Source organism: Variovorax guangxiensis, from assembly GCF_003952165.1.
Classification (GTDB): Bacteria; Pseudomonadota; Gammaproteobacteria; order Burkholderiales; family Burkholderiaceae_C; genus Variovorax; species Variovorax guangxiensis.
The window spans coordinates 916,770-942,378 of record NZ_RXFT01000001.1 but is presented as its reverse complement, the minus strand read 5'-3'; the positions used below and the strand labels follow the sequence as shown (position 1 = coordinate 942,378).

General features: G+C 69.9%; 25 protein-coding genes. 10 read left to right on the top strand and 15 right to left on the bottom strand.

What is annotated here, in order from left to right; translation table 11 throughout:
• The first annotated feature begins 17 nt into the window (after positions 1-17).
• Complete coding sequence (locus tag EJP67_RS04500; protein ID WP_126019841.1) at positions 18-2,390, top strand: phosphoketolase family protein; 2,373 nt, start codon at positions 18-20, stop codon at positions 2,388-2,390.
• 25 nt (positions 2,391-2,415) lie between these two features.
• Here EJP67_RS04500 and EJP67_RS04495 read toward each other — a convergent pair whose 3' ends face one another.
• The gene (locus EJP67_RS04495; protein ID WP_165909547.1) at positions 2,416-4,356 is read right to left on the bottom strand and encodes a YadA family autotransporter adhesin; all 1,941 of its coding nucleotides are present in this window, start codon (positions 4,354-4,356) and stop codon (positions 2,416-2,418) included.
• Between the two features lie 149 nt (positions 4,357-4,505).
• Between EJP67_RS04495 and EJP67_RS04490 the strand changes: the two genes are divergently transcribed.
• From EJP67_RS04490 to EJP67_RS04480, 3 genes are all read left to right on the top strand, one after another.
• On the top strand, positions 4,506-5,516 hold the full coding sequence (locus EJP67_RS04490; RefSeq protein ID WP_165909546.1) for a helix-turn-helix transcriptional regulator: 1,011 nt from the start codon (positions 4,506-4,508) through the stop codon (positions 5,514-5,516).
• A 176-nt stretch (positions 5,517-5,692) separates the two neighbouring features.
• Complete coding sequence (locus tag EJP67_RS04485; protein WP_126019835.1) at positions 5,693-6,421, top strand: response regulator; 729 nt, start codon at positions 5,693-5,695, stop codon at positions 6,419-6,421.
• Positions 6,414-8,555: a PAS domain S-box protein gene (locus EJP67_RS04480; protein ID WP_126019833.1), complete on the top strand. Its 2,142-nt coding sequence runs from the start codon at positions 6,414-6,416 to the stop codon at positions 8,553-8,555. Before EJP67_RS04485 ends, EJP67_RS04480 begins: the two co-directional genes overlap by 8 nt.
• Before the next feature lie 21 nt (positions 8,556-8,576).
• Here EJP67_RS04480 and EJP67_RS04475 read toward each other — a convergent pair whose 3' ends face one another.
• A complete protein-coding gene (locus tag EJP67_RS04475) occupies positions 8,577-9,341 on the bottom strand; it encodes a Crp/Fnr family transcriptional regulator (protein ID WP_126019831.1) in 765 nt (254 codons plus the stop codon).
• Between the two features lie 235 nt (positions 9,342-9,576).
• Here EJP67_RS04475 and EJP67_RS04470 point away from each other — a divergent pair, with 235 nt between their 5' ends.
• The 4 genes from EJP67_RS04470 to EJP67_RS04455 all read left to right on the top strand — a co-directional run bounded on the left by EJP67_RS04470 (position 9,577) and on the right by EJP67_RS04455 (position 12,682).
• Entirely contained in the window at positions 9,577-10,080 is a 504-nt protein-coding gene (locus EJP67_RS04470) for a Rossmann-fold NAD(P)-binding domain-containing protein (RefSeq protein WP_126019829.1), read from the top strand.
• Between the two features lie 137 nt (positions 10,081-10,217).
• Positions 10,218-10,871, top strand: a complete 654-nt coding sequence (locus EJP67_RS04465) for a BON domain-containing protein (protein ID WP_126019827.1) — start codon at positions 10,218-10,220, stop codon at positions 10,869-10,871.
• 1 nt (position 10,872) lies between these two features.
• On the top strand, positions 10,873-11,592 hold the full coding sequence (gene phbB, locus EJP67_RS04460; RefSeq protein WP_126019825.1) for an acetoacetyl-CoA reductase: 720 nt from the start codon (positions 10,873-10,875) through the stop codon (positions 11,590-11,592).
• A gap of 100 nt (positions 11,593-11,692) precedes the next feature.
• Complete coding sequence (locus EJP67_RS04455) at positions 11,693-12,682, top strand: zinc-dependent alcohol dehydrogenase family protein (RefSeq protein ID WP_126020435.1); 990 nt, start codon at positions 11,693-11,695, stop codon at positions 12,680-12,682.
• Between the two features lie 27 nt (positions 12,683-12,709).
• Here EJP67_RS04455 and EJP67_RS04450 read toward each other — a convergent pair whose 3' ends face one another.
• A complete protein-coding gene (locus EJP67_RS04450) occupies positions 12,710-14,062 on the bottom strand; it encodes an MBL fold metallo-hydrolase RNA specificity domain-containing protein (protein WP_126019824.1) in 1,353 nt (450 codons plus the stop codon).
• Positions 14,063-14,069: 7 nt separating this feature from the next.
• Complete coding sequence (locus tag EJP67_RS04445) at positions 14,070-14,894, bottom strand: universal stress protein (protein ID WP_126019822.1); 825 nt, start codon at positions 14,892-14,894, stop codon at positions 14,070-14,072.
• Positions 14,895-15,077: 183 nt separating this feature from the next.
• On the opposite strand from EJP67_RS04445, the gene EJP67_RS04440 reads away from it, so the two are divergent.
• A complete protein-coding gene (locus EJP67_RS04440) occupies positions 15,078-15,281 on the top strand; it encodes a YgaP family membrane protein (protein WP_420824253.1) in 204 nt (67 codons plus the stop codon).
• A gap of 167 nt (positions 15,282-15,448) precedes the next feature.
• Complete coding sequence (locus EJP67_RS04435; protein WP_126019820.1) at positions 15,449-15,715, top strand: hypothetical protein; 267 nt, start codon at positions 15,449-15,451, stop codon at positions 15,713-15,715.
• On the opposite strand, the gene EJP67_RS04430 is transcribed toward EJP67_RS04435, so the two are convergent.
• The 11 genes from EJP67_RS04430 to EJP67_RS04380 all read right to left on the bottom strand — a co-directional run bounded on the left by EJP67_RS04430 (position 15,684) and on the right by EJP67_RS04380 (position 25,522).
• Positions 15,684-16,379, bottom strand: coding sequence for a sulfite exporter TauE/SafE family protein (locus tag EJP67_RS04430; protein WP_126019818.1), 696 nt, complete (start codon positions 16,377-16,379; stop codon positions 15,684-15,686). The two genes, EJP67_RS04435 and EJP67_RS04430, sit on opposite strands and share 32 nt — an antisense overlap.
• Before the next feature lie 2 nt (positions 16,380-16,381).
• Positions 16,382-17,788: an oxygen-independent coproporphyrinogen III oxidase gene (gene hemN, locus EJP67_RS04425; protein WP_206169444.1), complete on the bottom strand. Its 1,407-nt coding sequence runs from the start codon at positions 17,786-17,788 to the stop codon at positions 16,382-16,384.
• Entirely contained in the window at positions 17,785-18,051 is a 267-nt protein-coding gene (locus EJP67_RS04420) for a hypothetical protein (protein WP_126019816.1), read from the bottom strand. Before EJP67_RS04420 ends, hemN begins: the two co-directional genes overlap by 4 nt.
• Positions 18,048-18,353 (bottom strand): FixH family protein, encoded by a 306-nt coding sequence (locus EJP67_RS04415; RefSeq protein WP_240650491.1) that lies wholly within the window; start codon positions 18,351-18,353, stop codon positions 18,048-18,050. Before EJP67_RS04415 ends, EJP67_RS04420 begins: the two co-directional genes overlap by 4 nt.
• 10 nt (positions 18,354-18,363) lie before the next feature.
• Positions 18,364-19,797, bottom strand: a complete 1,434-nt coding sequence (ccoG, locus tag EJP67_RS04410) for a cytochrome c oxidase accessory protein CcoG (RefSeq protein WP_126019814.1) — start codon at positions 19,795-19,797, stop codon at positions 18,364-18,366.
• A 15-nt stretch (positions 19,798-19,812) separates the two neighbouring features.
• Positions 19,813-20,730 carry a cytochrome-c oxidase, cbb3-type subunit III gene (gene ccoP / locus EJP67_RS04405; RefSeq protein ID WP_126019812.1) on the bottom strand — a complete coding sequence of 306 codons (918 nt, stop codon included), beginning with the start codon at positions 20,728-20,730 and terminating at the stop codon, positions 19,813-19,815.
• Positions 20,731-20,743: 13 nt separating this feature from the next.
• On the bottom strand, positions 20,744-20,884 hold the full coding sequence (locus EJP67_RS04400; protein WP_019657393.1) for a cbb3-type cytochrome oxidase subunit 3: 141 nt from the start codon (positions 20,882-20,884) through the stop codon (positions 20,744-20,746).
• Between the two features lie 23 nt (positions 20,885-20,907).
• Positions 20,908-21,549, bottom strand: a complete 642-nt coding sequence (gene ccoO, locus EJP67_RS04395; protein WP_126019810.1) for a cytochrome-c oxidase, cbb3-type subunit II — start codon at positions 21,547-21,549, stop codon at positions 20,908-20,910.
• 9 nt (positions 21,550-21,558) lie between these two features.
• Positions 21,559-22,998 carry a cytochrome-c oxidase, cbb3-type subunit I gene (gene ccoN / locus EJP67_RS04390; protein ID WP_126019808.1) on the bottom strand — a complete coding sequence of 480 codons (1,440 nt, stop codon included), beginning with the start codon at positions 22,996-22,998 and terminating at the stop codon, positions 21,559-21,561.
• Between the two features lie 65 nt (positions 22,999-23,063).
• On the bottom strand, positions 23,064-23,201 hold the full coding sequence (gene ccoS, locus EJP67_RS04385) for a cbb3-type cytochrome oxidase assembly protein CcoS (protein WP_126019806.1): 138 nt from the start codon (positions 23,199-23,201) through the stop codon (positions 23,064-23,066).
• On the bottom strand, positions 23,201-25,522 hold the full coding sequence (locus tag EJP67_RS04380) for a heavy metal translocating P-type ATPase (RefSeq protein WP_126019804.1): 2,322 nt from the start codon (positions 25,520-25,522) through the stop codon (positions 23,201-23,203). The genes ccoS and EJP67_RS04380 overlap by 1 nt, the downstream gene beginning before the upstream one ends.
• Positions 25,523-25,609: the final 87 nt, after the last annotated feature.

The following is a 25,609-nucleotide window of genomic DNA, read 5'->3' as shown; positions in this document are numbered from 1 at the left end:
TCCCCGGGAACTTCGACATGGCCTCTTCTTCCACCGAACCGCCAGCTCCGGACGACTTCGCGCTGCTCGACGCCTGGTGGCGCGCCGCCAACTACCTGTCGGTGGGCCAGATCTACCTCATGGACAACCCGCTGCTGCGCGAGAAGCTCGCGCTCCAGCACATCAAGCCGCGCCTGCTGGGGCACTGGGGCACGACGCCCGGCCTCAACTTCGTCTACGCGCACATGAACCGCGCCATCAACGCGCGGGATCTCGACGCGATCTTCATCGCGGGCCCCGGCCACGGAGGCCCGGGCGTGGTCGCCAACACATGGCTCGAAGGCAGCTACAGCGAGGTCTATCCGGAGGTCGGGCGGGACGCCGCGGGCCTGCGGCGGCTGTTCACCCAGTTCTCCTTTCCGGGCGGCATTCCGAGCCACGCGGCCCCCGAGACGCCGGGCTCCATCCACGAAGGCGGCGAACTCGGCTATTCGCTGCTGCATGCCTACGGCGCCGTGTTCGACAACCCCTCGCTGCTCGCCTGCTGCGTGGTGGGCGACGGCGAGGCCGAGACCGGCGCGCTGGCGGCGAGCTGGCACTCCAACAAGTTCCTGAACCCCGAGCGCGACGGCGCGGTGCTGCCGGTGCTGCATCTCAACGGCTACAAGATCGCCGGCCCGACCGTGCTGGCGCGCATCGGCGAGGACGAGCTGACGCAGCTGCTGCGCGGCTACGGCCACGAACCGTACTTCGTGGTGGGCGACGAGCCCGCCGACATGCACAGGCAGATGGCGGCGGCGCTCGACACGGCGCTGGACGGCATCCGCGCCATTCAGGCCAATGCCCGCGCCAACGGCTTCCGCGTGCGCCCCCGCTGGCCGATGATCGTGCTGCGCTCCCCCAAGGGCTGGACCGGACCGCGCCACGTGGACGGCGTGCAGATCGAGGGCACCTTCCGTGCGCACCAGGTGCCGCTCACCGACTTCTCGGCCAAGCCGCAGCACATCGAACTGCTGGAGCACTGGCTGCTGAGCTATCGTCCGGAAGAGCTTTTCGACGCCGACGGCGCGCTCCGCCCCGAGATCGCCGCGATCGCACCCAGGGGCAATCGCCGCATGAGCGCCAATCCGCACGCCAACGGCGGGCTGCTGCTGAAGGACCTGGCGCTGCCGCCCTTTCGCGCGCACGCGGTGCCCGTGGCGGCGCCGGGCGCGACCGACGCCGAAGCCACGCGCGTCGCTGGCACCTTCCTGCGCGAGGTCATGCGCGCCAGCGAACGGGAGCGCAACTTCCGCGTGATGGGGCCGGACGAGACTGCGTCGAACCGGCTCTCGGCCCTGTTCGAGGTGACCGGGCGGACCACGACCGCGCAGGTGTGGCCGGGCGACGAGAACCTCTCGCCCGACGGCCGGGTGATGGAGGTGCTGAGCGAGCACCTTTGCCAGGGCTGGCTCGAGGGCTACCTGCTGACCGGGCGGCACGGCTTCTTCTCTTGCTACGAGGCCTTCATCCACATCGTCGACTCGATGTTCAACCAGCACGCCAAGTGGCTCAAGGTGACGCGCGGCATCGACTGGCGCCGGCCGATCGCCTCGCTGAACTACCTGCTCACGAGCCACGTCTGGCGCCAGGACCACAACGGCTTCAGCCACCAGGACCCGGGCTTCCTCGACCACGTGGCCAGCAAGAAGGCGGAAGTGGTGCGCGTGTACCTGCCGCCCGACGCCAACACCCTGCTGTCGGTGGTCGACCACTGCCTGCGCAGCCGCGACTACGTGAACGTCATCGTGGCCGGCAAGCAGCCCGCGCCCCAGTGGCTGGACATCGAGTCGGCGGCCCGCCACTGCACCACCGGCCTGGGCATCTGGGAATGGGCGAGCAACGACGAAGGCGGCGCGCCCGACGTGGTGATGGCCTGCGCCGGCGACGTGCCGACGCTGGAGACGATGGCGGCGGTCGACCTGCTGCGCGAGAAGCTGCCGTCACTGAAGGTGCGCGTGGTGAACGTGGTCGACCTGATGGCGCTGCAGTCTCCGGACGCCCACCCGCACGGGCTGCCCGATGCGGACTTCGACGCCATCTTCACCATCGACCGGCCCGTGATCTTCGCGTTCCACGGATACCCGGCGCTGATCCACCGGCTGATCTACAAGCGGCGCAACCATCCCGGCTTCCACGTGCACGGCTACTGCGAGGAAGGCACCACCACCACGCCCTTCGACATGACGGTGCTCAACCGGCTGGACCGCTTCCACCTCGCCGCCGACGCGATCGCCCGCGTGCCGGGCCTGTGCGACAGCGCTGGCCACGTGCAGCAGCACCTGCGCGACAGACTGCTGGAGCACCGGGCCTACATCACCCGCCACGGCAAGGACATGCCGGAGATCGAGGACTGGCGCTGGACCCGATAGCCCCGGAGCCGGATGCGCCCTCCGGCTACCACTGATAGCCGGCCTGCACCCGCCCCCCGACCTGCGCGCCGGAGCCGGTGGCGACGGAGAGCCCGCCGCCCACCTGCCAGTTGCTGTCGAGCTGGTACGCGAAGCCCACCCCCAGCGCGCTCTGGCCCGCATAGTGGGCCGCCGCGGCGCCGACCCAGCGGCGGCCGGCCTGCAGCATCGGCACCGACGGCATGGCCATGGCCTGCGCGACGCCGCGCGCCGCGAACTCGCGCACCGCCTGCACCTGGGCGCCGAGCTGCGCGCTCGTGCGCTCCAGCTGCGAGAGGTTGACCGCGTCGGTGGGCAGGGTGCCGGGCGCGACGTTGACAATCTGGCGCGGCGCCGCCGCGCTGCCCACGCTCACCGTGGAAGGACGGTCCGCCACCGAGCCCTGCCCCAGCGCGACCGACTCCGGCGCCACGGCCCGGGCGTTCGCGCCCAGCGCCACGGCGTTGACTCCGCTGGCCAGCGAGGCCGCGCCGATGGCCGTGGTCGGGTCGGCCAGGGCCCGCGCGCCGTCGCCGATCGCCAGCGAGCCCGCGTGGAGCGCCTGTGCATCGCGGCCGATGGCCTGGGCGCCGTCGCCCTGCGCCGAGGCGCCGATGCCCACCGCCACGGCCCCCATGCCGCTGGCACTGGCCGCCGCCTGCCCGGGCACCGAGCAGCGCAGCGCCCCGCCGTTCACGGTGCACACGCCGAGCTGGCCGTTCACCACCGCCTGCAGCTGCACCGACTGCGCCTGGATCTGCGTCGTGTGCGTCTGCAGTTGCTGGGTCATGTCGATCACCTGCGCGCCCTGCGTCGTCGCCAGGGTCAGCGCCTGCTCGGCGGTGGTGCGCACGCCGTACAGCTGCGCGCCGTTGACCGCGTCGCTCGATGTGGCGCTGACCTCGCCGGCGACGACGCCGCCGATGCGCCCGGCATTGAGGATGCCTGCGCCCCGGTTGTCGATGCCGCCCAGCGTGACCAGCCGCCCGCCCACCTCGGCGGCGCCCCCCACGGACAGCGTGCCGGCATCGACCTGGCCGCTGGCCTCGATGCCCGCGACATTGGTCAGCGTGCGCTGGTTGCCCGTGGAGCCGAAGGACACCACGTTGCTGCGGCCGCCGTCGCTGCTCTGGGCGCCGATGGCCACCGAGTTCTGGCCGCTGGCCCATGCGTTGCGGCCCAGCGCCATCGCTCCGGCTGCGTTGGCGAAGCTGGCGTAGCCCAGCGCCATGGCGCCGTCGCCGTACGCGCGCGATGCCGAGCCAAGCGCCATGCTGGCGAACCCGCCGGCGTCGCTGTCGGCGCCGACGGCGAGGCTGCGCTCCTCGCGGGCCTTGCTGTTCACGCCCAGGGCGCTGGCACGCGCGCCGATCGCCTCGCTGTCGTTGCCTACCGCGACGGCGCGCTCCCCGCTGGCCGCGCTGTCCGCGCCGACGGAGACCGCCTCCACGGCCGAGGCCGCACTGCGGTAGCCGAGGGCCACCGAGGATTCGCCGCTGGCCTTGGCCACGTTGCCCACCGCCAGCGCCGAACCGGCGCTGGCCTCGGTGAAGGAGCCGATCGCGGTGGCCGAGTTCGCGCTCGCGTTGCTGCTCAGGCCCATGGCGGTCGCGCCGTTGCCGGCGGCCTGGGCACGAATGCCGTAGGCCGACGCATTGCCGCCATAGGCCGTGGCCGAGCGCCCGATGGCCGTGTTGCCCGAACTCAGGTCGATGCCGGCCTGCGACTCGGCGCCGCCGGCGATGTTGCTCTGGCAGTCGGCCTGTACCACGTCGCGCGCACTGCTGAAGCCGGAATAGGCGCCCTCGTCGCGGCTGCTGTAGAGCGTTCCGCCCGGACACAGGTTGGGGTTGAGCACCTGGGCCTGCGCGGCGGGCACGGCGCAAAGACTCAGGGCGCACAGAAGCTGCGCGGTGGGCGACAGGCGCGTTGATGGTCGGGTCGTCATGGTGTGTTCTCCTCGCTCGTGCGGCTCTGGAGGCCGCCCCGCCGATGCTGCAGGCGCTGCATGCCCGGCCCGTACCATGCTTTGTGGTAGCCTGCGGCGCCCTTGCCGGCCCCCTCCTTTGCCCGGCCCCAGATCGCGACCCGCGTGCCATGCCCTCACGGACACCACCCTCCGATCCCGACGCTCACCCCACCCGCCCCACCGGCGGAACCGAGCCGCTGTCGCTGCTGCGCCTGGCCCGCACCACCGGCAGCGAACGCTTCCAGCACGAGCTGCTGCGCCGCCTGCTGAACGAGTTCCGCGCCGACCACGGCGCCATCAACACCTGGCATCCGCGCAGCTTCGTCTCCTCGGTGGGCATCGGCTATGACCTGGCCGCGATGAGCGAGCAGTGGAACCGGATCAACGGCGCCGAGCTCGACTTCATCACCTTCGCCATGCGCGCGCAGCCCGAGCAGGCCGCGTTCGCCAACGACGACGATCCGCGCTGGAAGCGGACGCCGCCCGCCTGGCGCGAGTTCCTCTCGAGCCACGGCATCGTCCACCAGATGGGCGTGGCGATTCCCTTCGAGGGCAGCGAGACCTTCGTGCACCTGTATCTCAACCGCGGGCCCGGCTCGCCTGCGCACACCGAGCGCGATGCGCGCGCGCTGACCGCGCTCACGCCGCAGATCCGCGAATCGCTGCTGGTGAACCGCCTGTACGCGCATGCCCGGCAGGGCCTGGACGAGGAAGCGCAGCCGCTGGCCCTCACCGACGCTGACGGCTGGGTGCTGTTCGCCAACCGCGCCTTCTGCGCCGCATGGCCGGCGCTCTCGGCCCTGGCGGGCGCGACCTCTCCGCGCCTGCCGCGGGCATGGCTGTCCGGCCATCGGACGGCGTTGCGGCAGCTGGAGGCCGGCGGATGGTCGATCGAGGTCGGCCAGGACGAAAGCGGCCTGCGCGTCGCCCTGCACCGCCGCCCGGCGCGCGACGGCATCGCCGCGCTGACCCCGAGGCAGGCCGAGATCGCGCGGCTGTACTGCATGGGGCATTCCGGCAAGGACATCGGGCTTCGCCTCGGCCTGTCTCCGGCCACGGTGCGGGTGCACCTGCGCAACGCCTACAGCCGCGCGGGCGTGGGCAGCCGGGCGGCGCTTCGGGCCTGGCTGGGCCTCTGAGGCGGGAGGCCCGCGCGGGCCGGGGAACGCGACGGATACCGCAGCGGATACGGCCTGCGGGCACCGTGCAGCGTGCCCTGGTACCCTGGTATGGGATGCCTCGGCACAGCGTGCGTGCTACGCTCAGCCCAGACCGGAACACCCAGGAAATTCGTGCTGTATTTCCTCGCCAGCGCATGAAAAACACACCCCACATCGCGGTTCTCGACGACGAACCCGACATCACCGAGCTGCTGGCCGGCTACCTGCAGGGGCATGGCTTCCGCGTCAGCCAGGTGCATGAGGGGCGGGCTCTCACGGCGCTGATGGAAACCGACCCCGCCGACCTCGTGCTGCTCGACCTCGGACTGCCCGGCGAAGACGGATTCACCATCGCCCGCCGCATGCGCGAGAGCTGGCGCTGCGGCCTCATCATCGTCACCGGGCGCGGCGACGCGGTCGACAAGGTGGTGGGCCTGGAGGTGGGAGCGGACGACTACGTCACCAAGCCTTTCGACCTGCGCGAGCTGGTGGCCCGCGTGAAGGCCGTGCTCAGGCGGCTGGCGCCTGCCACGCCGGCACCGGTGGCCAATCAGCCGGCGTCTGCCGGCAAGCTGCGCTTTGCAGGCTGGCAACTGGACACAGGCTCGCGCAGCCTTCGCAATCCGCAGGGCGAGAGCGTCGTGCTGACCGGCGGCGAGTTCGACCTGCTGCACGTCTTCACCCTGCATCCAGGTCGCGTGCTTTCGCGCGACTTCCTGCTGGAGCAGACACGCGGACGCGAAGCCACGCCCTTCGACCGCACGATCGACGTGCAGGTCGGCCGGCTGCGCAAGAAGATAGAGACGGACGCGGACGATCCGCAGCTCATCAGGTCGGTGCGAGGCGCGGGCTACATGCTGGTGCCGCCGGTGTCCCATGGCTGACACTTCGGACAGCCCCCCTGTGCTGCCCGAGGCGCCCGGCGCGCCCATCCGGCGCCTGCCCTCGGGCATCGACGAAAGCAGCGTCTTCCGTTCGCTCTTCGTGGCCTATCCCGATTCGCTGCTGCTCGTGGACCAGTCCGGCAGCATCATGCTCGCCAACCCCTCGGCGGCCGCGCTGCTGGGCTATGCGCAAGACGAGCTGCTCGGGCTGAACGTCGAGGAGCTGGTGCCCGACAGCATCCGCCCGCGCCACGCCTCGTACCGCGAGGCCTACGGTCGTGCTCCGCGCCCTCGCCCCATGGGCACGCACATGGAACTGGCGGCCAAGCGCAAGGACGGCAGCGAGGTGATGGTCGAGATCGCGCTCAGCCCGCTGCAGAGCCATGGCCTGCCCTTCGTCGTTGCCGCCATCCGCGACATCGGCGCCTATCCGCGCGTGAAGCAGGCGCTGCAGCGCGCCCGCTACAGCGAGCACCTGGCCCAGCTCGGGCGGCTGGCGGTCGATACGCGAGACCTGCAGGCGGTGCTGCAGCACGTGCCGGAGATCATCACCCGGGCACTGGAGGTCGAGGTGGCGATGGTCTGGCTGCTCGACAGCAACCGCCTCGAGTTCCGCGTGGCCAGCGGTGTCGGGCTGGTACCGGGCGAGGAGATCGGCGCGCACGTCGCCAACCGCCCGGACACTCCGCCGGGCTTCGTCTTCTCGCAGGGCCGGCCCGTCGTGGTGCCCGACTACGCCGACGAAGCGCGCTTTCGCGTGCCCGCGGCCTACATCGACGCCGGCCTGGTCAGCGCGCTCGCCGTGCCGCTGTCGGACCGGGGGCGCGTGATCGGCATGCTGTCGGTACGCTCCAGGGAGTCCAGGCGCTTCGGGGACGAGGAGGTGCGCTTTCTCGAGTCGCTGTCCAGCCTGCTCGCCACCAGCCTGCAGCGCGTGCAGACGGAAGAGGCGCTCAACCATGCGCAGCGGCTCGAGAGCGTCGGCCAGCTCACGGGCGGCATCGCGCACGACTTCAACAACCTGCTGACCGTCATCCAGGGCAACCTGCAGGTCCTCGAGGAACTGCCGGAACTGGCGCACAGCAGCCACGGACAGCGGCTGCTGGCTGCCGCCGCCCGGGCATCGCGGCGCGGTGCGGAACTCACCGGCAAGCTGCTGGCTTTCTCGCGGCGGCAGGTGCTGCAGCCCGCCGCCGTGGACACGCATGCGCTGTTGCACTCGCTGGCCGACATGCTGCGCCGGACGCTGGACCAGCGCATCCGCATCGAGATCGACACGGTGCCCGGCCATCCGCTGGTCATGGCCGATCCGGGCCAGCTGGAGTCGGCATTGCTCAACATCGCGATCAATGCGCGCGACGCCATGCCCGAGGGTGGCACGCTGCGCTTTCGCACCGGCATCTGCGACGCGCTGCCGACGGACCTGCGCAACGAGCAAAACAATCCCGGCAGCGACGGCACCACGCATTTCGTCGCGATCGCCATCACCGACAGCGGCACAGGCATGCCCGACGACGTGAAGGAGCGCGCCTTCGAGCCTTTCTTCACCACGAAGGAAGCCGGGCGCGGCACGGGCCTGGGCCTGAGCACGGTGTACGGCTTCGTCAACCAGTCGCGCGGCGCCGTGTCGATCGACAGCAAGGTGGGCCAGGGCACCACGGTCACGCTCTACCTGCCGCGGCAGCAGGAGCCGGAGGAAGAAGAGCCGGACGCACCCGTCGCCATGGAAGAGCTTCCGGGCAGCGAAGCACTCCCCGCCGGACTGCGGGTGATGCTGGTCGAGGACGACGCTGAAGTCCGCAAGGTGGTCGAAGCCTTCCTGGCCGCGCTGGGCTGCGAAGTGGTATCGGCCACCACCGCCGACCAGGCCCTGTCCGTCCTCGATGCGGGAGCAGGCCCCTTCGACCTGCTGCTGAGCGATATCGCGCTGGGCGCGGGCATGCGCGGCACGCGGCTGGCGGCGGAAGTGCAGCAGCGCTTTCCGCAGATGGCGGTGCTGCTGATGTCGGGGTTCTCCTCGGAGCTGCTGGACGCCGATCGCGAGGTTCCGCAAAGCTGGGAGCTGCTGCGCAAGCCTTATTCGCGCGCCGAGCTTGCGCGCGCCATGGCGAAGGTGCTGGCCGGGCACATCTGACGCCCGGTCGCGGCGCTCTTCCTACTGCAGCATGGTCGGCGCGGGCGCGAGGCAGCGCTGCACGAAAGCACTGAGTGCGCCCACGTCGGGGATCTGCACGTCGCGGCGCCCCTTCGTCGCGAAGCCGATCACGTTGTCCCTCGCCAGCCGCGACAGCGCGCGGCTCACGCTCTCGAGCGTCATGCCCAGGTAGTTTCCTATCTCGGCGCGCGTCATGCGCAGCGTGATCTCGTCGCCGCGCATTCCGCGCTCGGCCAGGGTCTGCGCCCAGTAGCGCAGGAAATCGGCCACGCGGGCATCGGCCGGCAGCGTGCACACGGACATCAGCGAATCGCGGTCATGGGCGATCTCGCGGCTCATCGCGGCGTGCAGCAATTGGAGGAGCTCGGGCTGCACGGCGCAGGTCGCAAGCAGCGCCTCGTAGGAAACGACCCAGATCTCGCCGGTGTCCATGGCCACCGCGTCACAGGCATAGCGTCCGCCGGCGATGCCGTCGAAGCCCAGCCAGTCGCCGCGGAACTTCAGGCCCACCACCTGCTCGCGCCCGTCGGCCGAGAGGTTCACGATCTTGAAGAAGCCCGAATTCAGGATGTAGAGGTTGCCGAAGCGCTCGCCCGCCTGGTAGATCGTGTCGCCCGTGTGCACCACGCGCCGCTGCGGCTTGAGCTGCTCGCCCAGCAGTTTCAGCGTGTCCATGGTGCTGCGGCCCGCGCACTCCCGGCTGCCGGCGGGCAGGGTCAGGCTCGGGGAAAACTGCGCGGTGTTCGTGGGGGTGGTGTTGAGCATCGAGACTCCTTGGTGGTCTGTCGCGTTTCGATGAATCGATGCTAGGGAGCCATCGAAAATGCAATACCAATGGCTCGAATCCCGGCGTGACACTTGGTCAATGCAATGTGTCCGGCGTGTAACAGCGGCACGGGTCGAGGCCTCTGTCACACCGAAGCGGTCCGATGCCTTGACCTGTATCAAATGCGGCCCAGCCCGCATGCCTAACCTTGGCGAGTCACACACGACCCTTGCCATGCCCCCTACCAACATCGTCCGCAGTCCGGAGGTCGAGCCGCAGCTCTCTCCGCTGAGCGTGGCCAGCCTGCTGTCCCGCGCGCGCATCCTGCAGCGCGCCGCGCTCGGCGGGACCACCCGCCCGCTGCTGCGCGGCAAGAACCTGGGCCTTCTCTGCGAGGCACCGCCCGACGAAGCGCAGGCGCTGTTCCGCCGCGCCGCGGAAGAGCTCGGCGCGCACGTGGCCGTGATGCGCTCGAGCCTCTCCGCCGAGAGTTCCCCCCAGGAAGTGCAGCACACCGCCCGCATGCTCGGCCGGCTCTACGAAGCGGTGGAATGCCAGGGGCTGGACCCCGTGCTCGTGCAGCGCATTGCGGAACACGCCGGCATTCCGGTCTTCGAGGGCGCCGCGATGAAGGCCCATCCCGCCGACCGGCTCGCCGAATTGCTCGGGGACACGACCCCCCAGGCCGACAACCGCCGCTTCGTCCTCCAGGCGATGCTGCTTGAAGCCATCGGCTGAACGCCGCGGCGCCCGCCGCACCTGCGCTTGATCCAGCGCAATACGCGCTCCTCCACCCCTTCCTACAGTGGATTCCACGGCCGCCACGGCAGCGCCAGGACGACCGGTTCCGATCCATCCACAGCAAGGAATTCCTCATGAAGACCGATACCCAATTGCGCAACGACATCCAGGCCGAGCTGACCTGGGCCCCCGACGTCAAGTCCTCCGACATCGGCGTGATCGTCAAGGACGGCGTGGTCACGCTCACCGGCCATCTCTCCAGCTACGCCGAGAAGTACGCGGTCGAGCGCGCCGCGCAGCGCGTCTACGGCGTGAAGGCGCTGGCGATCGAACTCACGGTGAAGCTGCCTTTCGACAATCAGCGCACCGACGCCGACATCGCCCTGGCGGCCGAGCGCGCGCTCGAATGGAACGTGCTCGTGCCCGACGGCAAGATCCACCCGATGGTGGAGAAGGGCTGGCTCAGCCTGAACGGCGAGGTCGAATGGGACTACCAGCGCAACGCCGCCGAAGTCGCCGTGCGCGACCTGATGGGCGTGACCGGCGTGTCGAACCTCGTGAAGGTCAAGCCCAGGGTGAGCCCCGCCGACGTGGAAAAGAAGATCCACGAGGCGCTCTCGCGCCAGGCCGACCGCGAGGCCCGCAAGCTCTCCATCTCGGTGGACGGCTCGCACGTCACGCTGCGCGGCACCGTCCACTCCTGGACCGAGCGCGACGCGGTGCAAGGCGCCGCATGGGCCACGCCGGGCGTCACGGTGGTGGTGAACGACCTGCTCGTGGACGCCTGAGATGCGCGTCGCGCTCGTCACCGGCGGGACCTCGGGCATCGGCGCGGCCACGGCCGAGGCACTGCAGGCGGCGGGCTACCGCGTGGCGGTGAACTTCGCGAACCGCGCGGAGGCCGCGCAGGCCTTCGCCGCGCGCACCGGCATCCCGGCCTTCTGCTGGAACGTGGCGGATCACGCCGCCTGCCAGACCGGCGTCGCGCACGTGGAGTCCGAACTCGGCCCCATCGACGTGCTGGTCAACAACGCCGGCATCACCCGCGACACGATGCTGCACAAGATGAGCCTGGAGCAGTGGCGCGAGGTGCTCGACGTGAACCTGGGCGGCTGCTTCAGCATGTGCCGCGCCGTCATCGGCGGCATGCGCGAGCGCCGCTTCGGCCGCATCGTGAACATGGGTTCGGTCAACGGCCTGTCCGGGCAGGCGGGCCAGGTGAACTACGCGGCCACGAAGGCCGGGCTCGTGGGCTTCACCAAGTCGCTCGCGCTGGAAGGCGCCTCGCGCAACATCACCGCCAACGTGGTGGCACCAGGCTACACCGACACCCCCATGGTGGAGGCGGTCGCACCCGAGACGATGGCGAGGATTCTGTCGGACATTCCGGCCGGCCGCCTCGCCACGCCCGCCGAGATCGCGCGCGGCGTGGTGTTCCTCGTCGCGGACGAGTCGGCGTTCATCAACGGCATCACGCTGTCGATCAACGGCGGCAAATACATGGCCTGAGGCGGCGACGCCCCTGCCTTCATCCTTTTTTGGCGAGCCCGCCATGCACACCACGTCCCAGGCACGCTCCTTCGACTGCGCCGAGCGGCTCGCGCCGACCATGCGCGCCATGGTGCTGAACGCGGCCCTGCTGCCGCTGGAACTCGAGCGGCGCAACATTCCGCAGCCCGGCCCGGGCGAACTGCGGCTGCGCGTGCTGGCATGCGCGGTCTGCCGTACCGACCTGCACGTGGTCGACGGCGAGTTGCCGCTGCCCGTGCTGCCCATCGTGCCGGGGCACGAGATCGTGGGCGTGGTCGAGGCCCTCGGGGCGGGCGTCGAGGGCCACCGCGTCGGCGACCGCGTGGGCGTGCCGTGGCTGGGCCACAGCTGCGGCTGCTGCGCCTTCTGCGTCGATGGCCACGAGAACCTCTGCGACGCACCGCGCTTCACCGGCTATCACCGCGACGGCGGCTTCGCGAGCCATGTGATCGCCGAAGCGGCGTTCTGCCTGCCGCTTCCCATGCCCGAAACCGACGCGGCCCGCATCGCTCCCCTGCTCTGTGCGGGCCTGATCGGCTGGCGCAGCCTCAAGGCCGCCGGCGACGGCGCGCGCCGGCTGGGCATCTTCGGCTTCGGCGCTGCAGCGCACCTCGTGGCGCAGGCCGCAGTCGCGCAGGGCCGCCAGGTCTATGCATTCACGCGGCCCGCGGACAAGGCGACGCAGGCCTTCGCGCGCAGCCTCGGCGCCGCCTGGGCCGGCGGCTCCAACGAAGTGCCGGCCGAAGCCCTGGACGCGGCCATCATCTTCGCGCCCGCCGGCGAGCTGGTGCCGGCGGCGCTGCGCGTCGTGCGCAAGGGCGGCCGGGTGGTCTGCGGCGGCATCCACATGAGCGACATTCCCGCCTTCCCGTACCGGCTGCTGTGGGAGGAACGCAGCGTCGTCTCGGTGGCGAACCTCACTCGCGCGGACGCCCGTGAATTCCTCGATTTCGCGCAGGCGCACCCGCTGCAGGTTCACGTCAGGACCTACCCGCTCGCGCAGGCCAACGAAGCATTGGCCGATCTGCGCGCGGGCCGCATCGAGGGTGCCGCGGTGCTCGTGCCCTGAGCGTGAGGCACAAGGCGGGGCTGCGGTTCAGAGCTCCCGCGACTCGCGGTACTCGGGCACCGTGCACGGCCAGCCGTGGCGCTCCTCGATGGCCAGCCGCAGCGCGTCGGCGGCCACCGGCTCCCCGTGGGTCACGAACACCTGCCGCGGCGCACGCTGGCCATCGAGCCAGGCGAGCAGTTCGTCGTGGTCGGCATGGGCGGACAGCGTCTCCAGGTTGGCGACCTCCGCGCGCACGGGCACGTAGGCACCATGGATCTTGACCGCGTCGGTGCCCGCCACCATGGCGGCGCCGCGCGTGCCGGCCGCCTGGAAGCCCGCGAAGAGGATGGTGTTGCGAGCGTCGGGCGCGTAGGCCTTCAGGTGGTGCAGCACCCGCCCGCCGGTGGCCATGCCGCTGGCGGACACGATGATCGACGGGAAGCCCAGCGTGTTCAGCCGTATCGACTCCTCGATCGTGTTGACGACGATGGTCTTCCCCAGCATCGTCGCGCACTGCTGCGCGCTCAGCCGGTGCTCGTCGCAGTGCTTCCTGTAGATGCGCGTGGCGTCGGTCGCCATCGGGCTGTTCAGGTACACCGGCATGTCCGGAATGCGGTGCGCCTCCTTGAGCAGATGGATGCAGTGCAGCAGCGTCTGCGCCCGGCCGACGGCGAAGGCCGGGATCACCACGATGCCGCCGCGCGCGGCCGTGCGGTTGATCACGCCCGCGAGTTCGGTGAGCGTGTCGGCCACGGGATGCCTGCGGCCTCCGTAGGTGGACTCCACCACCACGTAGTCCGCGGGGCTGGCGGCCTCGGGCGGACGCATCAGCAGGTCCTCGCTGCGCCCCAGGTCGCCCGAGAAAAGAATGCTCGAACCGTCCCAGCCGATCCGCAGGCTGCCGGCGCCGAGTATGTGGCCGGCCCTGGACATGTGCCAGGACCAGCCGGGCCATGGCGAACACTCCTGGCCGAAGGGAACCGCCTCGAAGCGACCGAGGGCCGTGCGCGCCTCCTGCTCGGTGTACAGCGGCAGCGCGGGCTTGTGCTTCGAGTGGCCGTGGCGGTTGGCATAGTCGGCGTCCTCTTCCTGCAGGCGGCCCGAGTCCGGCAGCAGCAGCTCGCAGAGCTCCAGGGTGGCCGTGGTGCAGTAGACGACGCCCTTGAAGCCGAGCCGTACCAGCCGCGGAACGAAGCCGCTGTGGTCGATGTGAGCATGCGTCAGCACCACCGCGTCGATGCTGGCGGGATCGACCGGCAGCACGTCCCAGTTGCGAAGGCGCAGCTGCTTGAGCCCCTGGAAGAGCCCGCAGTCGACCAACAGCCGCCGGCCCGCATGGCTCAGCAGGTACTTCGAGCCGGTGACGGTGCCCGTGCCGCCGAGGAAGTCGATGCGCATGGAAGCCTCAGTGGGACATCAGCACCGGCAGCGTCATCCACTGCAGCATGGACAGCGTGGCGCCGCCCAGCACCCACTCGCGCGCCCTGCTGTGGCCGTAGCAGCCCATCACCAGCAGGTCGGAACTCAGGTCGGAGGCGAGCGACAGCAGCTTGTTGCCGACGTCTTCCTCCTTGTCGCCACCGGGGTGCAGGCGAATGTTGCCGACGCCCTGCATCCGCAGGTAGGCCTGCAGGCTCTGCAGAGATTCGTTCGCGCCTTCGCCGTACGCGACAACGTCCACGCGATCGGCCTTGCGCAGCCATGGCAGCGCGGAACTCACGGCACGCGCGGATTCGCGCGTCTCCTTCCAGGCCACCAGCACGTTGCGGCCGATCGGGCCGATGGGCCCGGCGTAAGGCAGCACCAGCGCCGGCCGGCCGCTTTGCACCAGCACGCTGGGCAGGAAGTCACCGGGGAGTTCGCCGTCCATCGGGTCGTTGCGGTCGCGCTGCCCGAGGATCAGCAGGTCGGCGTACAGGGCACGCCGGCCGAAGCCCCATGGGCCGTCGCTCTGCGCCTCGGTCCAATGCAGGCGCGGCGAGCCCGCACCATGCTCCATGAAGGTGGCGTGCATCCTGTCGCGTGCGTCCTTGTCGATCTCCTGCATGATCGCGACCGCCTCCGCGGCGGCCTCGATGGAGAACGGATAGCGCATCAGCGCGGAAAGCGTGCACGGTTGGGCCGTCACTTCGGCATCGAAAGTCTCGGCGAGCTGGCGGGCCAGCCTGATGCGCTCCACCGTGCGGGCCGAGCCGTCGAGGTGAAGCAGGATGGATTTCGGGGTCTGCATGAAGGCTCTCCTGAACAGGCGGTTTGCGATGGAAGCGACCTTAGGCCTGCCGGCCACGCGAGGGCTTGCGCTGCGTCAAGCGGCGGCGCCACCCAGCGCCTCGTGGATCGACTTGATCCACCTCAACCCCCGCGCGGGAGGCAGCGCGCAAGATTTCCTTTCATCATCCAAAGGAGATTTCGCATGCCTTTCCTGACAAAGAATGTCGGAGTCCTCGACCGCGCGCTGCGCATCGGCGCGGGCCTGCTGCTGATCGCCCTGGCGGTCAGGGGAACCGTCGGGTTCTGGGGCTACATCGGCGTGGTGCCGCTGCTGACGGGCGTGGTGGGCAACTGCCCGGCCTACACCCTGTTCGGCATCAGCACCTGCCCGCGCGACGGACGCTGAGATCCGGATGCGCGTCCACCGAACGACGGAGGGTCGGATGTCGATCCATCTTCTGCTGCTCATCGTGCTGTGCGCCGTATTCGGCGGCACCGTCCTGTGGCTCGTGTTCGAGCTGCTCATCAAGTGGCTCACGCTGGACTGAGCGTCCCCGGGGCCGTCCGATGTGCATGAACCTGCTGCGCAGGCTCGCCGATGCGCGGCTGCCTTGTGTCGAAGCCGATCCCGCGATGATCGACCGGTTGCGCGTGCTCGAAGCCGCCGGCCAGATCGAGGTGATGATTCCCTCTGCCCGCCCGGGCGCCGGCGCCGGCCCGCCTCAGGGCGCGGCCACCGTGACCGGCATCACGCCCCGGGGATGGAGGACACTCGCCGCCGATGCGCCCCCGGGGGAAGCCCCCTGCTTCATCGGCACCAGGCGTCGATCTGGCGGATGAGGTCCGACCACACCGCGTGCGCGGCCACCGCCGCCAGCAGCACGCCGGCCAGCCGTGCGCCCCAGGCCTGGCGGGCACCGTCGCCGGCCAGGCGCAGCCAGACCCAGGGGCCGATCAGCAGCGAGAGGCCGCTTCCGATGGCGAACAACGCCATCAGCAGCGCGCCCTGCAAAGGACCGTTGCCTAGCCCGGCCAGCATCAGCGCCGAATAGAGCAGCCCGCAGGGCAGCGCCACCCAGAGCAGCCCGGCGGCTAGCACGCCCAGCCCCGTGCCGCCCGCGTGTGGGCGAAGGCGCGATTCCAGCGAACGGCCGATGCGCCGCGCCCACAGCGGCTGTCGCCCCGTGACGGCCAGCATCGCGCCCCAGGCGAACACGAAGACGTGCAGCAACACCCACAGCGGCCGCAGTGCGGCGACCTGCGCGCTGGCCAGCGCCAGGCTGTCGACGCTGGCGGCAGCGAGGGCACCCGCCGCCGCGTAGCTCGCGATGCGGCCCAGATGGAAGGCACCGGGCGCGGTGAGCGCCGGCATGGTGCCCTGCCCTGCGGCCGGGAGCGGCACGATCCGTATCACCGCCGAAGAGGCGGCGCCGCACATCGCCACGCAGTGCGGCCCGCCGGCAAGGCCCATGAGCAGTGCGGCACCGGCGAGCGCGAGTTGCATGTTCAGACCACGCGGGAGAAACGCGTGCGGTTGGAGCGACAGTACCGGTCGAACACCATCGCGACCGCGCGCACGAGGAACCAGCCCTGCTCGGTCACCACGAGGTCGTGGTCGCTCAGGCGCACCAGGCCGCTGGCGACCAGTGTCCCGAGCGCGGCGAACTCGGTGGCGAAGTAGCGGCGGAAGTCGACCGCGAAGGCTTCGCCCATGGCATCGAAATCGACCCGCCCCCGGCACATCAGCGCCATGATCACCTCGCGGCGCAGTTGGTCGTCGCGCGACAGCGCGAGGCCGCGCACCACCGGCAGGCGTCCCTGGTCGAGCAGGTCGCGGTACTCGTCCAGGCTCTTGGCGTTTTGGCTGTAGGTGGCGCCCACGCGCCCGATGCCCGATACGCCGAGCGCGATCAGGTCGCCCTCGGGCCTGGTGCCGTAGCCCTGGAAGTCGCGATGCAGCCGCCCTTCCCGCTTCGCGACGGCGAGCGGATCGTCGGGCAGCGCGAAGTGGTCCATGCCGATGTAGACATAGCCCGCACCGGTGAGCTTCGTGATGGCGTCCGCCAGCATGCGCACGCGCGCCGAGGCGTCCGGCAACTCGTCGGCGCAAATGCGCCGCTGCGGCTTGAAGCGCTCCGGCAGATGCGCATAGGCGTAAAGCGCGATGCGGTCGGGCCGCAACTCGCAGACCTGCGCGAGCGTGCGCCCGAAGGAGGCGTCGTTCTGGCGCGGAAGGCCGTAGATCAGGTCCACGTTGATCGATTCGAAGCCCAGCGAGCGCGCGTCGTCCATCAGCGCGAAGACCTGCGATGCGGGCTGGATGCGGTGCACGGCCTGCTGCACGGCCGGGTCGAAGTCCTGCACGCCGAAGCTCAGGCGGTTGAAGCCCAGCGCCGCGAGGTTGGCGAGCCTTTGCCTGTCGACCGTGCGCGGATCGATCTCGATGGAGCGCTCGCCACCGGGCACGAAGGCGAAGGACCGGTGCAGCAGTTCCATGAGCTCGCCGAGCTCCGCGTCATCGAGGAATGTCGGGGAACCGCCGCCCAGGTGCAGCTGGGCCACGGTGGCATTGCGGCCGAGCTGCGCGACCTGCAACTCGACTTCGCGCGCCAGGTACGACAGATACTGCCGGCCCCATTCGCGGTGCCGGGTGACGATCTTGTTGCAGGCGCAGTAGTAGCACAGCGACTCGCAGAACGGGATGTGGACGTACAGCGACAGCGGCGACGCCCCGGAGCCGGCCTCGCGGCGATGCCGCAGCGCCTGCACGTAGTCGTCGGCACCGAAGGCCTCGACGAAGCGATCTGCAGTGGGGTACGAGGTGTAGCGCGGCCCGGGCACGTCGAACTGCCGCAGCAGGTCGAGCGGCAGTGGTGCGTGCACGGGCTCGGGGGCGAGAGCGATGGAAGTCATGGGGAGGTAGTGCCTGCTGGCGCATCGGGTTGTCCAGGCATGGCCGGTCCGGCGAGCAGCACCGTGCAGGCGCTGGACGCCGCCGCCATCAGCCAGAAGACGAAGAAAGCACCGGTATAGATGCCCTGGCGCGACATGCGCAGCGCGTCGGCGCCGCAGAAGGTGTTGATGGGATCGACCAGCGCGAACACCAGCACCTCCATGCCGCAGGCCACGAGGAAGGACGGCCACAGGATGCCGGCGACCAGCCGCATCGCGTTCATGGCGCGGCCTTCCGGCCCACGGAGGGCACGTCTTCCGCGGGCGTCATCGCGTGGTTGCGGCCGGTCAGCGCGGGAAGGTGCTTCTTCGCGGCCAGGGCCTTGTTGATCTCGACGCCTTCGCGGTAGTAGTCCGGCGACACCAGCGCGTCGGGGCTCCGCCAGGCCAGCCAGAAGGTCACGAAGCTCGCGATCATCACGGCCACCGGGCCACCGATCACCATCCAGAGCAACGGATGGCGCCACCAGGGCTTGTCCGCCCCGGCGGCGAGCGCGTTCATCGTCGAATCGGTTGCTGCGTTCATTCCAGACCTTTCAGCGCGGCACCAGGAAGGCCGCTTTCTCGGAAACCTGCGCCCCGCCGCCCTCCTCGCGGATGCTGAAGTGCACCGTGTGCGAGCCGGGCGTCGCGGAGCCGTAGGGCACCTGCAGCCGCACGGCGACCCAGCGCGACTGGGCGGCATCGACGCTCACCGGCTGCTCGGGCGACACGCTCAGGCCCTGCAGCCCGCTGGCCGAGATGAGGTAGTGCCGCGGCTGCTCGGTGGCGTTCATGATCTGCAGCCGGTAGACGTTCTCGAGCTTTCCGCCCTCGGCGATGCGCGCCAGCGAAGCGCGGTCGCGCACCACGTCGACCTTCAGCGGCGTGCGCACCACCAGGCTGGCCAGCAGGCCGGCCACCAGCAGCGCCAGGATCGCCGTGTAGACCAGCACGCGCGGACGCAGCACCCGGCGCAGCAGCTGCCGGCGCGACCAGCCGGCGTCCATGCCGTTCTGCGTGTCGTAGCGGATCAGCCCCGGCGCGTAGGCCATCTTCTGCATGACCGTATCGCAGGCGTCCGCGCAGAGACCGCAGCCGATGCACTCGTACTGCAGGCCCTTTCGGATGTCGATGCCGGTGGGGCACACCTGCACGCACAGGCCGCAGTCGATGCAGTCGCCCAGCGCCATCGTGCGCGGATCGGGCCCCTTGCGGCGCGGCGCGCGCGGCTCGCCGCGCCCGGGGTCGTAGGTGACGATCAGGGTGTCGCGGTCGAACATCGCGCTCTGGAAGCGCGCGTAGGGGCACATGTACTTGCAGACCTGCTCGCGCATGAAGCCTGCGTTGCCATACGTCGCGAAGCCGTAGAAGAACACCCAGAAGACTTCCCACGAGCCCATCTGCGTCTGCAGAAAGGCCAGGCCGAGCTCGCGGATGGGCGTGAAGTAGCCCACGAAGGTGAAGCCGGTCCACATCGCGATGCCGATCCACACGATGTGCTTGAACCACTTCTTCACCAGCTTCTCGAGCGACATCGGCTCGGCGTCCAGCCGCATGCGCGCGACGCGGTTGCCTTCGATCTTCTGCTCCACCCACATGAAGATCTCGGTGTAGACAGTCTGCGGACAGGCATAGCCGCACCACAGCCGACCCGCCACGGCGGTGAAGAGAAAAAGCGAGAGCGCGCTGATGACCAGCAGGCCAGAGAGGTAGATCAGGTCCTGCGGGTACAGCACCAGCCCGAAGATGTAGAAGCGCCGCGCCGCGAGGTCGAACAGCACCATCTGCCGCCCGCCCCACTCCACCCAAGGCATGCCGTAGAACACCAGCTGGGTGAGAAAGACCATGGCCCAGCGCCAGCGCGCGAACATGCCGCGCACGGTGCGGGGGTAGATCTTCTTCGTGGCCTCGTAGAGGCCGACCTCCTCGCCGCTGCCCAGGTTCGCGCTGCTGCTCGCGTTCGCTATGGGAATGATCTTCCGGGTCATGGCGGGCTGCCGACGTCAGGGCGTGGCCGCGGCCGTGCTGTTGGAGAGGCCCCAGACATACGACGCCACCATCCGGATCTGCGCCTCGGTGAGGCGGCCTTCCTGCGCGGGCATCTCGTTGTGCTTGCCCGAATTGATCATCTGGACGATGGCTTCCTCGCCGTAGCCGTGCAGCCAGATCCTGTCGCTGAGATTGGGCGCGCCCAGCGCCTGGTTGCCGACGCCGCCGATGCCGTGGCAGGCGGCGCAGGCCGTGAACTTCGACTTCCCGAGGCCGGCGCGCACCGAGTCGTGCGGCTCTCCCGACAGGCTCAGAACGTAGTTGGCGACGTTCTTCACGTCGTCGGGCGTGCCGACGGCGGTGGCCATGGGCGGCATCACGCCCACGCGGCCCTTGGTGATGGTCTCGACGATCTTCTCGGGCGTGCCGCCATGCAGCCAGTCCTTGTCCGTGAGGTTGGGAAAGCCCTTGCTGCCGCGCGCGTCGGAACCGTGGCACTGCGCGCAGTTGCCCATGAAGAGCCGCTCGCCGATGGCTCGGGCTTGCGGGTCCCTGGAGACGTCCTCGACCGGCATGGCGGCGTACTTCGCGTAGACGGGCGCGAGCTCCTGCGTGGCCCTGGCGACTTCCGCGTCGTACTCGCCGCGCGAGGTCCAGTCGTATTGGCCGTGAAAGCTCCCGAGTCCTGGGAAGACGGCGAGGTAGCCCAGCCCGAAGACGATGGTCAGCACGAAGAGGCCCACCCACCACATGGGCAGCGGATTGTTGGCCTCGCGCAGGTCCTCGTCCCAGACGTGGCCGGTGGTGTTGTCGGCACTGGACGCGACGCGCTTGCGGGCGGTGAGCCACAGCAGGATCACGCAGCCGAGGATGCTCAGCAGCGAGACGACTGCCACGTAGTCCGACCAGAAACGGTGGATGAAATCGCTCATCGTGCTTCTCCCTTCAGTCCTGCTCGAAGGGCAGGCGTGCGGCTTCCTGGAAACCGGGCGCGTTGCGGCGCGAATACGCCCAGATCACGATGCCGATGAAGAGCGCGAAGCACACGACGGTGGCGGCGACGCGCAAGGTGGTGAGGTCGATCATGTTTGTGTCCTTTGCCGCCTTGCCTACTTCAGCGCCAGGCCCAGCGACTGCAGGTAGGCCACCGTGGCCTCCATCTCGGTCTTGCCGCGGACTTCTTCCGTGGCACCGGCGATCTCGGCGTCCGTGTAGGGCACGCCGACGCGGCGCAGCGCGCGCATGTGGGCCGGCAGCGCCTCGGCGTCGACCGGCGTCTTCTCCAGCCAGGTGTAGGCCGGCATGTTCGACTCGGGCACCACGTCGCGCGGGTTGTTCAGGTGGATGCGGTGCCACTCGTCGCTGTACTTGCCGCCAACGCGGTGCAGGTCGGGGCCGGTGCGCTTGCTGCCCCACTGGAAGGGGTGGTCGTAGACGAACTCGCCCGCCACCGAGTAGTGGCCGTAGCGCAGCGTCTCCGAGCGGAAGGGCCGGATCATCTGCGAGTGGCAGTTGTAGCAACCCTCGCGCAGGTAGACGTCGCGCCCGGCCAGCTGCAGCGGCGTGAGCGGCTTGACGCCCTGCACCGCCTCGGTGGTCGACTTCTGGAAGAACAGCGGCACGATCTCGACGAGGCCGCCGACGGCCACCACCACGAGGATCAGCACGATCATCAGCAGGTTGTTGGTTTCGATCTTCTCGTGCGTGAAGCCGCCGGAGCTGGAAGCCGGGCTGGAGTTGTTCTGGTTCATCGTGCGTCCTCAGGCATGGGCCATGGCGGGGGGCGGGATCTCGGCGCGCACCGCGCGCCCGGAGATGACGGTCATCCAGACGTTCCAGGCCATCAGCAGCATCCCGCTGAGGTAGAGCACGCCGCCGATCACGCGCACCAGGTAGAACGGGAAGGTGGCCTTCACGCTCTCCACGAAGGTGTAGGTAAGCGTGCCGTCGGAGTTGATGGCGCGCCACATCAGGCCCTGCATCACGCCGGCGATCCACATGGCCGCGATGTACAGCACGATGCCGATGGTGGCGATCCAGAAGTGCGCCTCGATGGCCTTGGTGCTGTACATGGCGGTGCGGCCGTACATGCGCGGGATCAGGTAGTAGAGCGAGCCCATGGTGATGAAGCCCACCCAGCCGAGCGCGCCGGAATGCACGTGGCCCACGGTCCAGTCGGTGTAGTGGCTCAGGGCGTTGACGGTCTTGATGGACATCATCGGCCCCTCGAAGGTCGACATGCCGTAGAACGACAGCGCCACGATCAGGAAGCGCAGGATCGGGTCGGTGCGCAGCTTGTGCCAGGCGCCCGAGAGCGTCATCACGCCGTTGATCATGCCGCCCCAGCTCGGCGCCAGCAGGATCAGCGAGAACACCATGCCCAGCGACTGCGTCCAGTCGGGCAGCGCGGTGTAGTGCAGGTGGTGCGGGCCCGCCCACATGTAGGTGAAGATCAGCGCCCAGAAGTGCACGATCGACAGCCGGTACGAATACACCGGCCGGCCCGCCTGCTTGGGGATGTAGTAGTACATCATCCCGAGGAAGCCGGCCGTGAGGAAGAAGCCGACGGCGTTGTGGCCGTACCACCACTGCACCATCGCGTCCTGCACGCCGGCGTAGGCCGAGTAGCTCTTCATCCAGCCAGCCGGGATCTCGGCGCTGTTGACGATGTGCAGCAGCGCCACCGCGATGATGAAGGCGCCGAAGAACCAGTTCGCCACATAGATGTGGCGCACGCGGCGCATGCCGATGGTGCCGAAGAACACGACGGCGTAGGCCACCCAGACCACGGCGATCAGCAGGTCGATGGGCCACTCCAGCTCGGCGTATTCCTTGCCGCTGGTGTAGCCCATCGGCAGGCTGATGGCAGCCGCCACGATCACCGCCTGCCAGCCCCAGAACACGAAAGACGCGAGCCTGGGTGCGAACAGGCGCACCTGGCAGGTGCGCTGGACCACGTGGAAGCTGGTCGCCATCAGCGCGCAGCCGCCGAACGCGAAGATGACCGCGTTGGTGTGCAGCGGCCGCAGGCGCCCATAGCTGAGCCACGGAATGCCGAGATTGAGTTCGGGCCACGTCAGCTGGGAGGCGATGACCACGCCCACCAGCATGCCGACCACGCCCCAGACCACGGACATGAGCGCGAATTGCCGCACGACCGTGTCGTCGTATTCCGCGGCGGGTGGATTCGGTGGTTGCATCGTGGTGCCCTTGATTGAGTTGCGGGCAGTTTCCGTGGGCACGCTGCCCTGCGGCTTGATGCAGATCAATCGCCGTGCAGGATGCGCTCGCCCTCGGCGTCGACGTCGTCGAACTGGCCGCGCTCGATGGACCACCACAGGCCGCCGAGGATCGCGAGGACCAGCGCCACGGACAAGGGAACGAGAAGGAAGAGGATGTCCATCAGTGCGACTCTTTCGCGCCGGACGCGAGCCGCGTCGCATTCAGAACCACCACGAGCGAACTCGCGGCCATGCCGAGGCCGGCAAGCCAAGCAGGCAGCCCGCCGGCGATGGCCAGCGGCACGCACAGCGCGTTGTAGCCCGCCGCCCACAGGAGGTTCTGGCGCACCACGCGCAGTGTCCTGCGCGCCTGCGCGATGGCCTGGGGGATGGTTGCGAGCCTGTTGCCCAGCACGACGAAGTCGGCATGCGCGCGCGATAGCGGCACGCTGCGGCCGAAGGCGAACGAGGCGTTCGCGCGCGCCAGCGACGGGCCGTCGTTGAGGCCGTCGCCCACCATCGCGATCTGCCGGCCCTCGGCCTGCAGCCGCCACAGCACCTCAAGCTTGTCCTCGGGCGTACAGCCGCCCTGCGAGAAGTCGATGCCGCAACGCGCGCCGATCTCCCTCGCGGCCGAATCCCTGTCGCCCGACAGCAGCCGCACCGTGAGGCCCTGCTCGCGCAGCGACGCCACGGCAGCCGCGGCATCGGCGCGCAATTCCTCGACCAGCACGAAGCTGGCGAGCCACCCCTGCTCGTCCGCGAGATGGACCTGCGCCGCATCGACTTCCAGCGGCGCCACGCTGCAGAAGGCTGGCGAGCCGAGGCGCACGCGACGGCGCGTTCCGGCGGCCGCGCGCACGCGCCGCATCCGGCCCTCGATGCCCTGGCCCGCAGTCTCAGCCACCTTGTCCGCTGCCCAGCCGGGCGCACAACGGAATTGCGCATTCCACGCATTCACCAGCGCCTGCGACACGGGATGCAGCGACTGCGCGCCGAGCGCGGCGGCCATCTCCAGCGCATCGCCGGGCCGCATGCCCTGGCAGCAGTAGATGCGCTCCAGGCGCGGTATGTCGCCGGTCAGGGTTCCGGTCTTGTCGAACACGACGGTATCGACCGACGCGAGCGCTTCCAGGGCCTGGAGATTGGATGTCATCACCCCGCCGCGTGCCAGCGCGCCGGCACTGGCGAGCATGGCGGCCGGCGTCGCGAGCGAGAGCGCGCACGGGCAGGTCACGATGAGCACCGCGACCGCCACCATCAGCGCCCTGCCCGGGTCCGTGGGCCACCAGAGCGCTGCGGCCACGGCCGCCGACACCAGCACCGCGGCGAGGAAGGGGCGCGCCACGCGGTCCGCCAGCAGTGCCAGGCGCGGCTTGCGTGAGGCGGCGCTTTCCATCAGCCGGACGATCTGCGCGAAGCGCGTGCCCTCGCCCACCGATTCGATGCGCACCCGCACCGGCGCCGACAGGTTGTGGCTGCCGGCGAGCACGCGGTCGCCGCAGGGGCGAGGCACGGGTCGGGACTCGCCGGTCAGCAAGGCCTCGTCGGCACTGGTGTCGCCTTCGATCACCACGCCGTCGGCCGCAAAGGCCTCCCCCGGCCGCACCCGCACCACGTCTCCCACGGCGAGCCGGCGCACGGCCACCCGCTTCCAGCTGCCATCGGCGGCGAGCCGGTCGACACCGTCGGGCAGCCGGTTCATCAGCGCGTCGAGCGAGCCGGCGGTGCGTTCGCGCAGGCGCGCCTCGAGCCAGCGGCCCGTGAGCAGGAAGAAGACGAACATCGTCAGCGAGTCGAAGTACACCTCGTGGCCGAGCGGCCCCGTGGCATCGAAGGTGGCCGCGGTGCTGACCGCGAAGGTCGCGAGCACGCCGAAGGCCACGGGAAGATCCATGCCGATGCGCCCCATGCGCAGGTCGCGCCAGGCGCTGCGGAAGAAAGGTCCGCAGGAGAAGAGCACCACGGGCAGAGTCAGCACCCAGGAAGCCCAGCGCAGCAGCTGCGCGGAATCGGCGTTCATGTCGCCGGGCCGCGCGACGTAGGCCGGATAGGCGTACATCATCACCTGCATCATGCAGAAGCCCGACACGAGCCAGCGCCACAGGGCCAGCCGCGATTCGCGCCGGCGCAGTTCCCTGACGGAGCGGTCGCTGCCCGGCAGCAGCCGGTAGCCGGCTTTCGCGCTGGCCTCGAACCAGTGCGAAGGCCGGGTCTGCGCGGGCGACCAGACCACGCGCGCACGCCGGCTGGCCGCATTGACCTGCGCCTCGATCACGCCCGGCACCTGGCGCAGCGCGGCCTCGACCGTGAAGGCGCAGGCCGCGCAGTGCATGCCCTCGACCACGACCTGCGACTCCCAGCAGCCAGCGCCGGCGGCACCCAACTCGCGGCCGAAGGCGGGCCATTCGGCCGGATCGTCCAGAAGCTGCCAGGCCTGGTCGCCGTCCGCGGCGGGAAAGACGGGGATCGCGGCGCGATCGGGGGCGAGCGTGGCATTCATCGGGCGAGCCTAAGAGGCGGGCCGCGCGAGCCGTTTGATATGGATCAAGCCGTAGGTTGCGGGCGCGCCTAAGCTCTGCCGCAAATC

Bases quoted from the DNA above. Each gene is read 5' to 3' on its own strand.
- EJP67_RS04500 (WP_126019841.1), top strand. From the start codon at position 18: ATGGCCTCTTCTTCCACCGAACCGCCAGCTCCGGACGACTTCGCGCTG.
- EJP67_RS04495 (WP_165909547.1), bottom strand. From the start codon at position 4,356: ATGACGACCCGACCATCAACGCGCCTGTCGCCCACCGCGCAGCTTCTG.
- EJP67_RS04490 (WP_165909546.1), top strand. From the start codon at position 4,506: ATGCCCTCACGGACACCACCCTCCGATCCCGACGCTCACCCCACCCGC.
- EJP67_RS04485 (WP_126019835.1), top strand. From the start codon at position 5,693: ATGAAAAACACACCCCACATCGCGGTTCTCGACGACGAACCCGACATC.
- EJP67_RS04480 (WP_126019833.1), top strand. From the start codon at position 6,414: ATGGCTGACACTTCGGACAGCCCCCCTGTGCTGCCCGAGGCGCCCGGC.
- EJP67_RS04475 (WP_126019831.1), bottom strand. From the start codon at position 9,341: ATGCTCAACACCACCCCCACGAACACCGCGCAGTTTTCCCCGAGCCTG.
- EJP67_RS04470 (WP_126019829.1), top strand. From the start codon at position 9,577: ATGCCCCCTACCAACATCGTCCGCAGTCCGGAGGTCGAGCCGCAGCTC.
- EJP67_RS04465 (WP_126019827.1), top strand. From the start codon at position 10,218: ATGAAGACCGATACCCAATTGCGCAACGACATCCAGGCCGAGCTGACC.
- phbB (WP_126019825.1), top strand. From the start codon at position 10,873: ATGCGCGTCGCGCTCGTCACCGGCGGGACCTCGGGCATCGGCGCGGCC.
- EJP67_RS04455 (WP_126020435.1), top strand. From the start codon at position 11,693: ATGCGCGCCATGGTGCTGAACGCGGCCCTGCTGCCGCTGGAACTCGAG.
- EJP67_RS04450 (WP_126019824.1), bottom strand. From the start codon at position 14,062: ATGCGCATCGACTTCCTCGGCGGCACGGGCACCGTCACCGGCTCGAAG.
- EJP67_RS04445 (WP_126019822.1), bottom strand. From the start codon at position 14,894: ATGCAGACCCCGAAATCCATCCTGCTTCACCTCGACGGCTCGGCCCGC.
- EJP67_RS04440 (WP_420824253.1), top strand. From the start codon at position 15,078: ATGCCTTTCCTGACAAAGAATGTCGGAGTCCTCGACCGCGCGCTGCGC.
- EJP67_RS04435 (WP_126019820.1), top strand. From the start codon at position 15,449: ATGAACCTGCTGCGCAGGCTCGCCGATGCGCGGCTGCCTTGTGTCGAA.
- EJP67_RS04430 (WP_126019818.1), bottom strand. From the start codon at position 16,379: ATGCAACTCGCGCTCGCCGGTGCCGCACTGCTCATGGGCCTTGCCGGC.
- hemN (WP_206169444.1), bottom strand. From the start codon at position 17,788: ATGACTTCCATCGCTCTCGCCCCCGAGCCCGTGCACGCACCACTGCCG.
- EJP67_RS04420 (WP_126019816.1), bottom strand. From the start codon at position 18,051: ATGAACGCGATGCGGCTGGTCGCCGGCATCCTGTGGCCGTCCTTCCTC.
- EJP67_RS04415 (WP_240650491.1), bottom strand. From the start codon at position 18,353: ATGAACGCAGCAACCGATTCGACGATGAACGCGCTCGCCGCCGGGGCG.
- ccoG (WP_126019814.1), bottom strand. From the start codon at position 19,797: ATGACCCGGAAGATCATTCCCATAGCGAACGCGAGCAGCAGCGCGAAC.
- ccoP (WP_126019812.1), bottom strand. From the start codon at position 20,730: ATGAGCGATTTCATCCACCGTTTCTGGTCGGACTACGTGGCAGTCGTC.
- EJP67_RS04400 (WP_019657393.1), bottom strand. From the start codon at position 20,884: ATGATCGACCTCACCACCTTGCGCGTCGCCGCCACCGTCGTGTGCTTC.
- ccoO (WP_126019810.1), bottom strand. From the start codon at position 21,549: ATGAACCAGAACAACTCCAGCCCGGCTTCCAGCTCCGGCGGCTTCACG.
- ccoN (WP_126019808.1), bottom strand. From the start codon at position 22,998: ATGCAACCACCGAATCCACCCGCCGCGGAATACGACGACACGGTCGTG.
- ccoS (WP_126019806.1), bottom strand. From the start codon at position 23,201: ATGGACATCCTCTTCCTTCTCGTTCCCTTGTCCGTGGCGCTGGTCCTC.
- EJP67_RS04380 (WP_126019804.1), bottom strand. From the start codon at position 25,522: ATGAATGCCACGCTCGCCCCCGATCGCGCCGCGATCCCCGTCTTTCCC.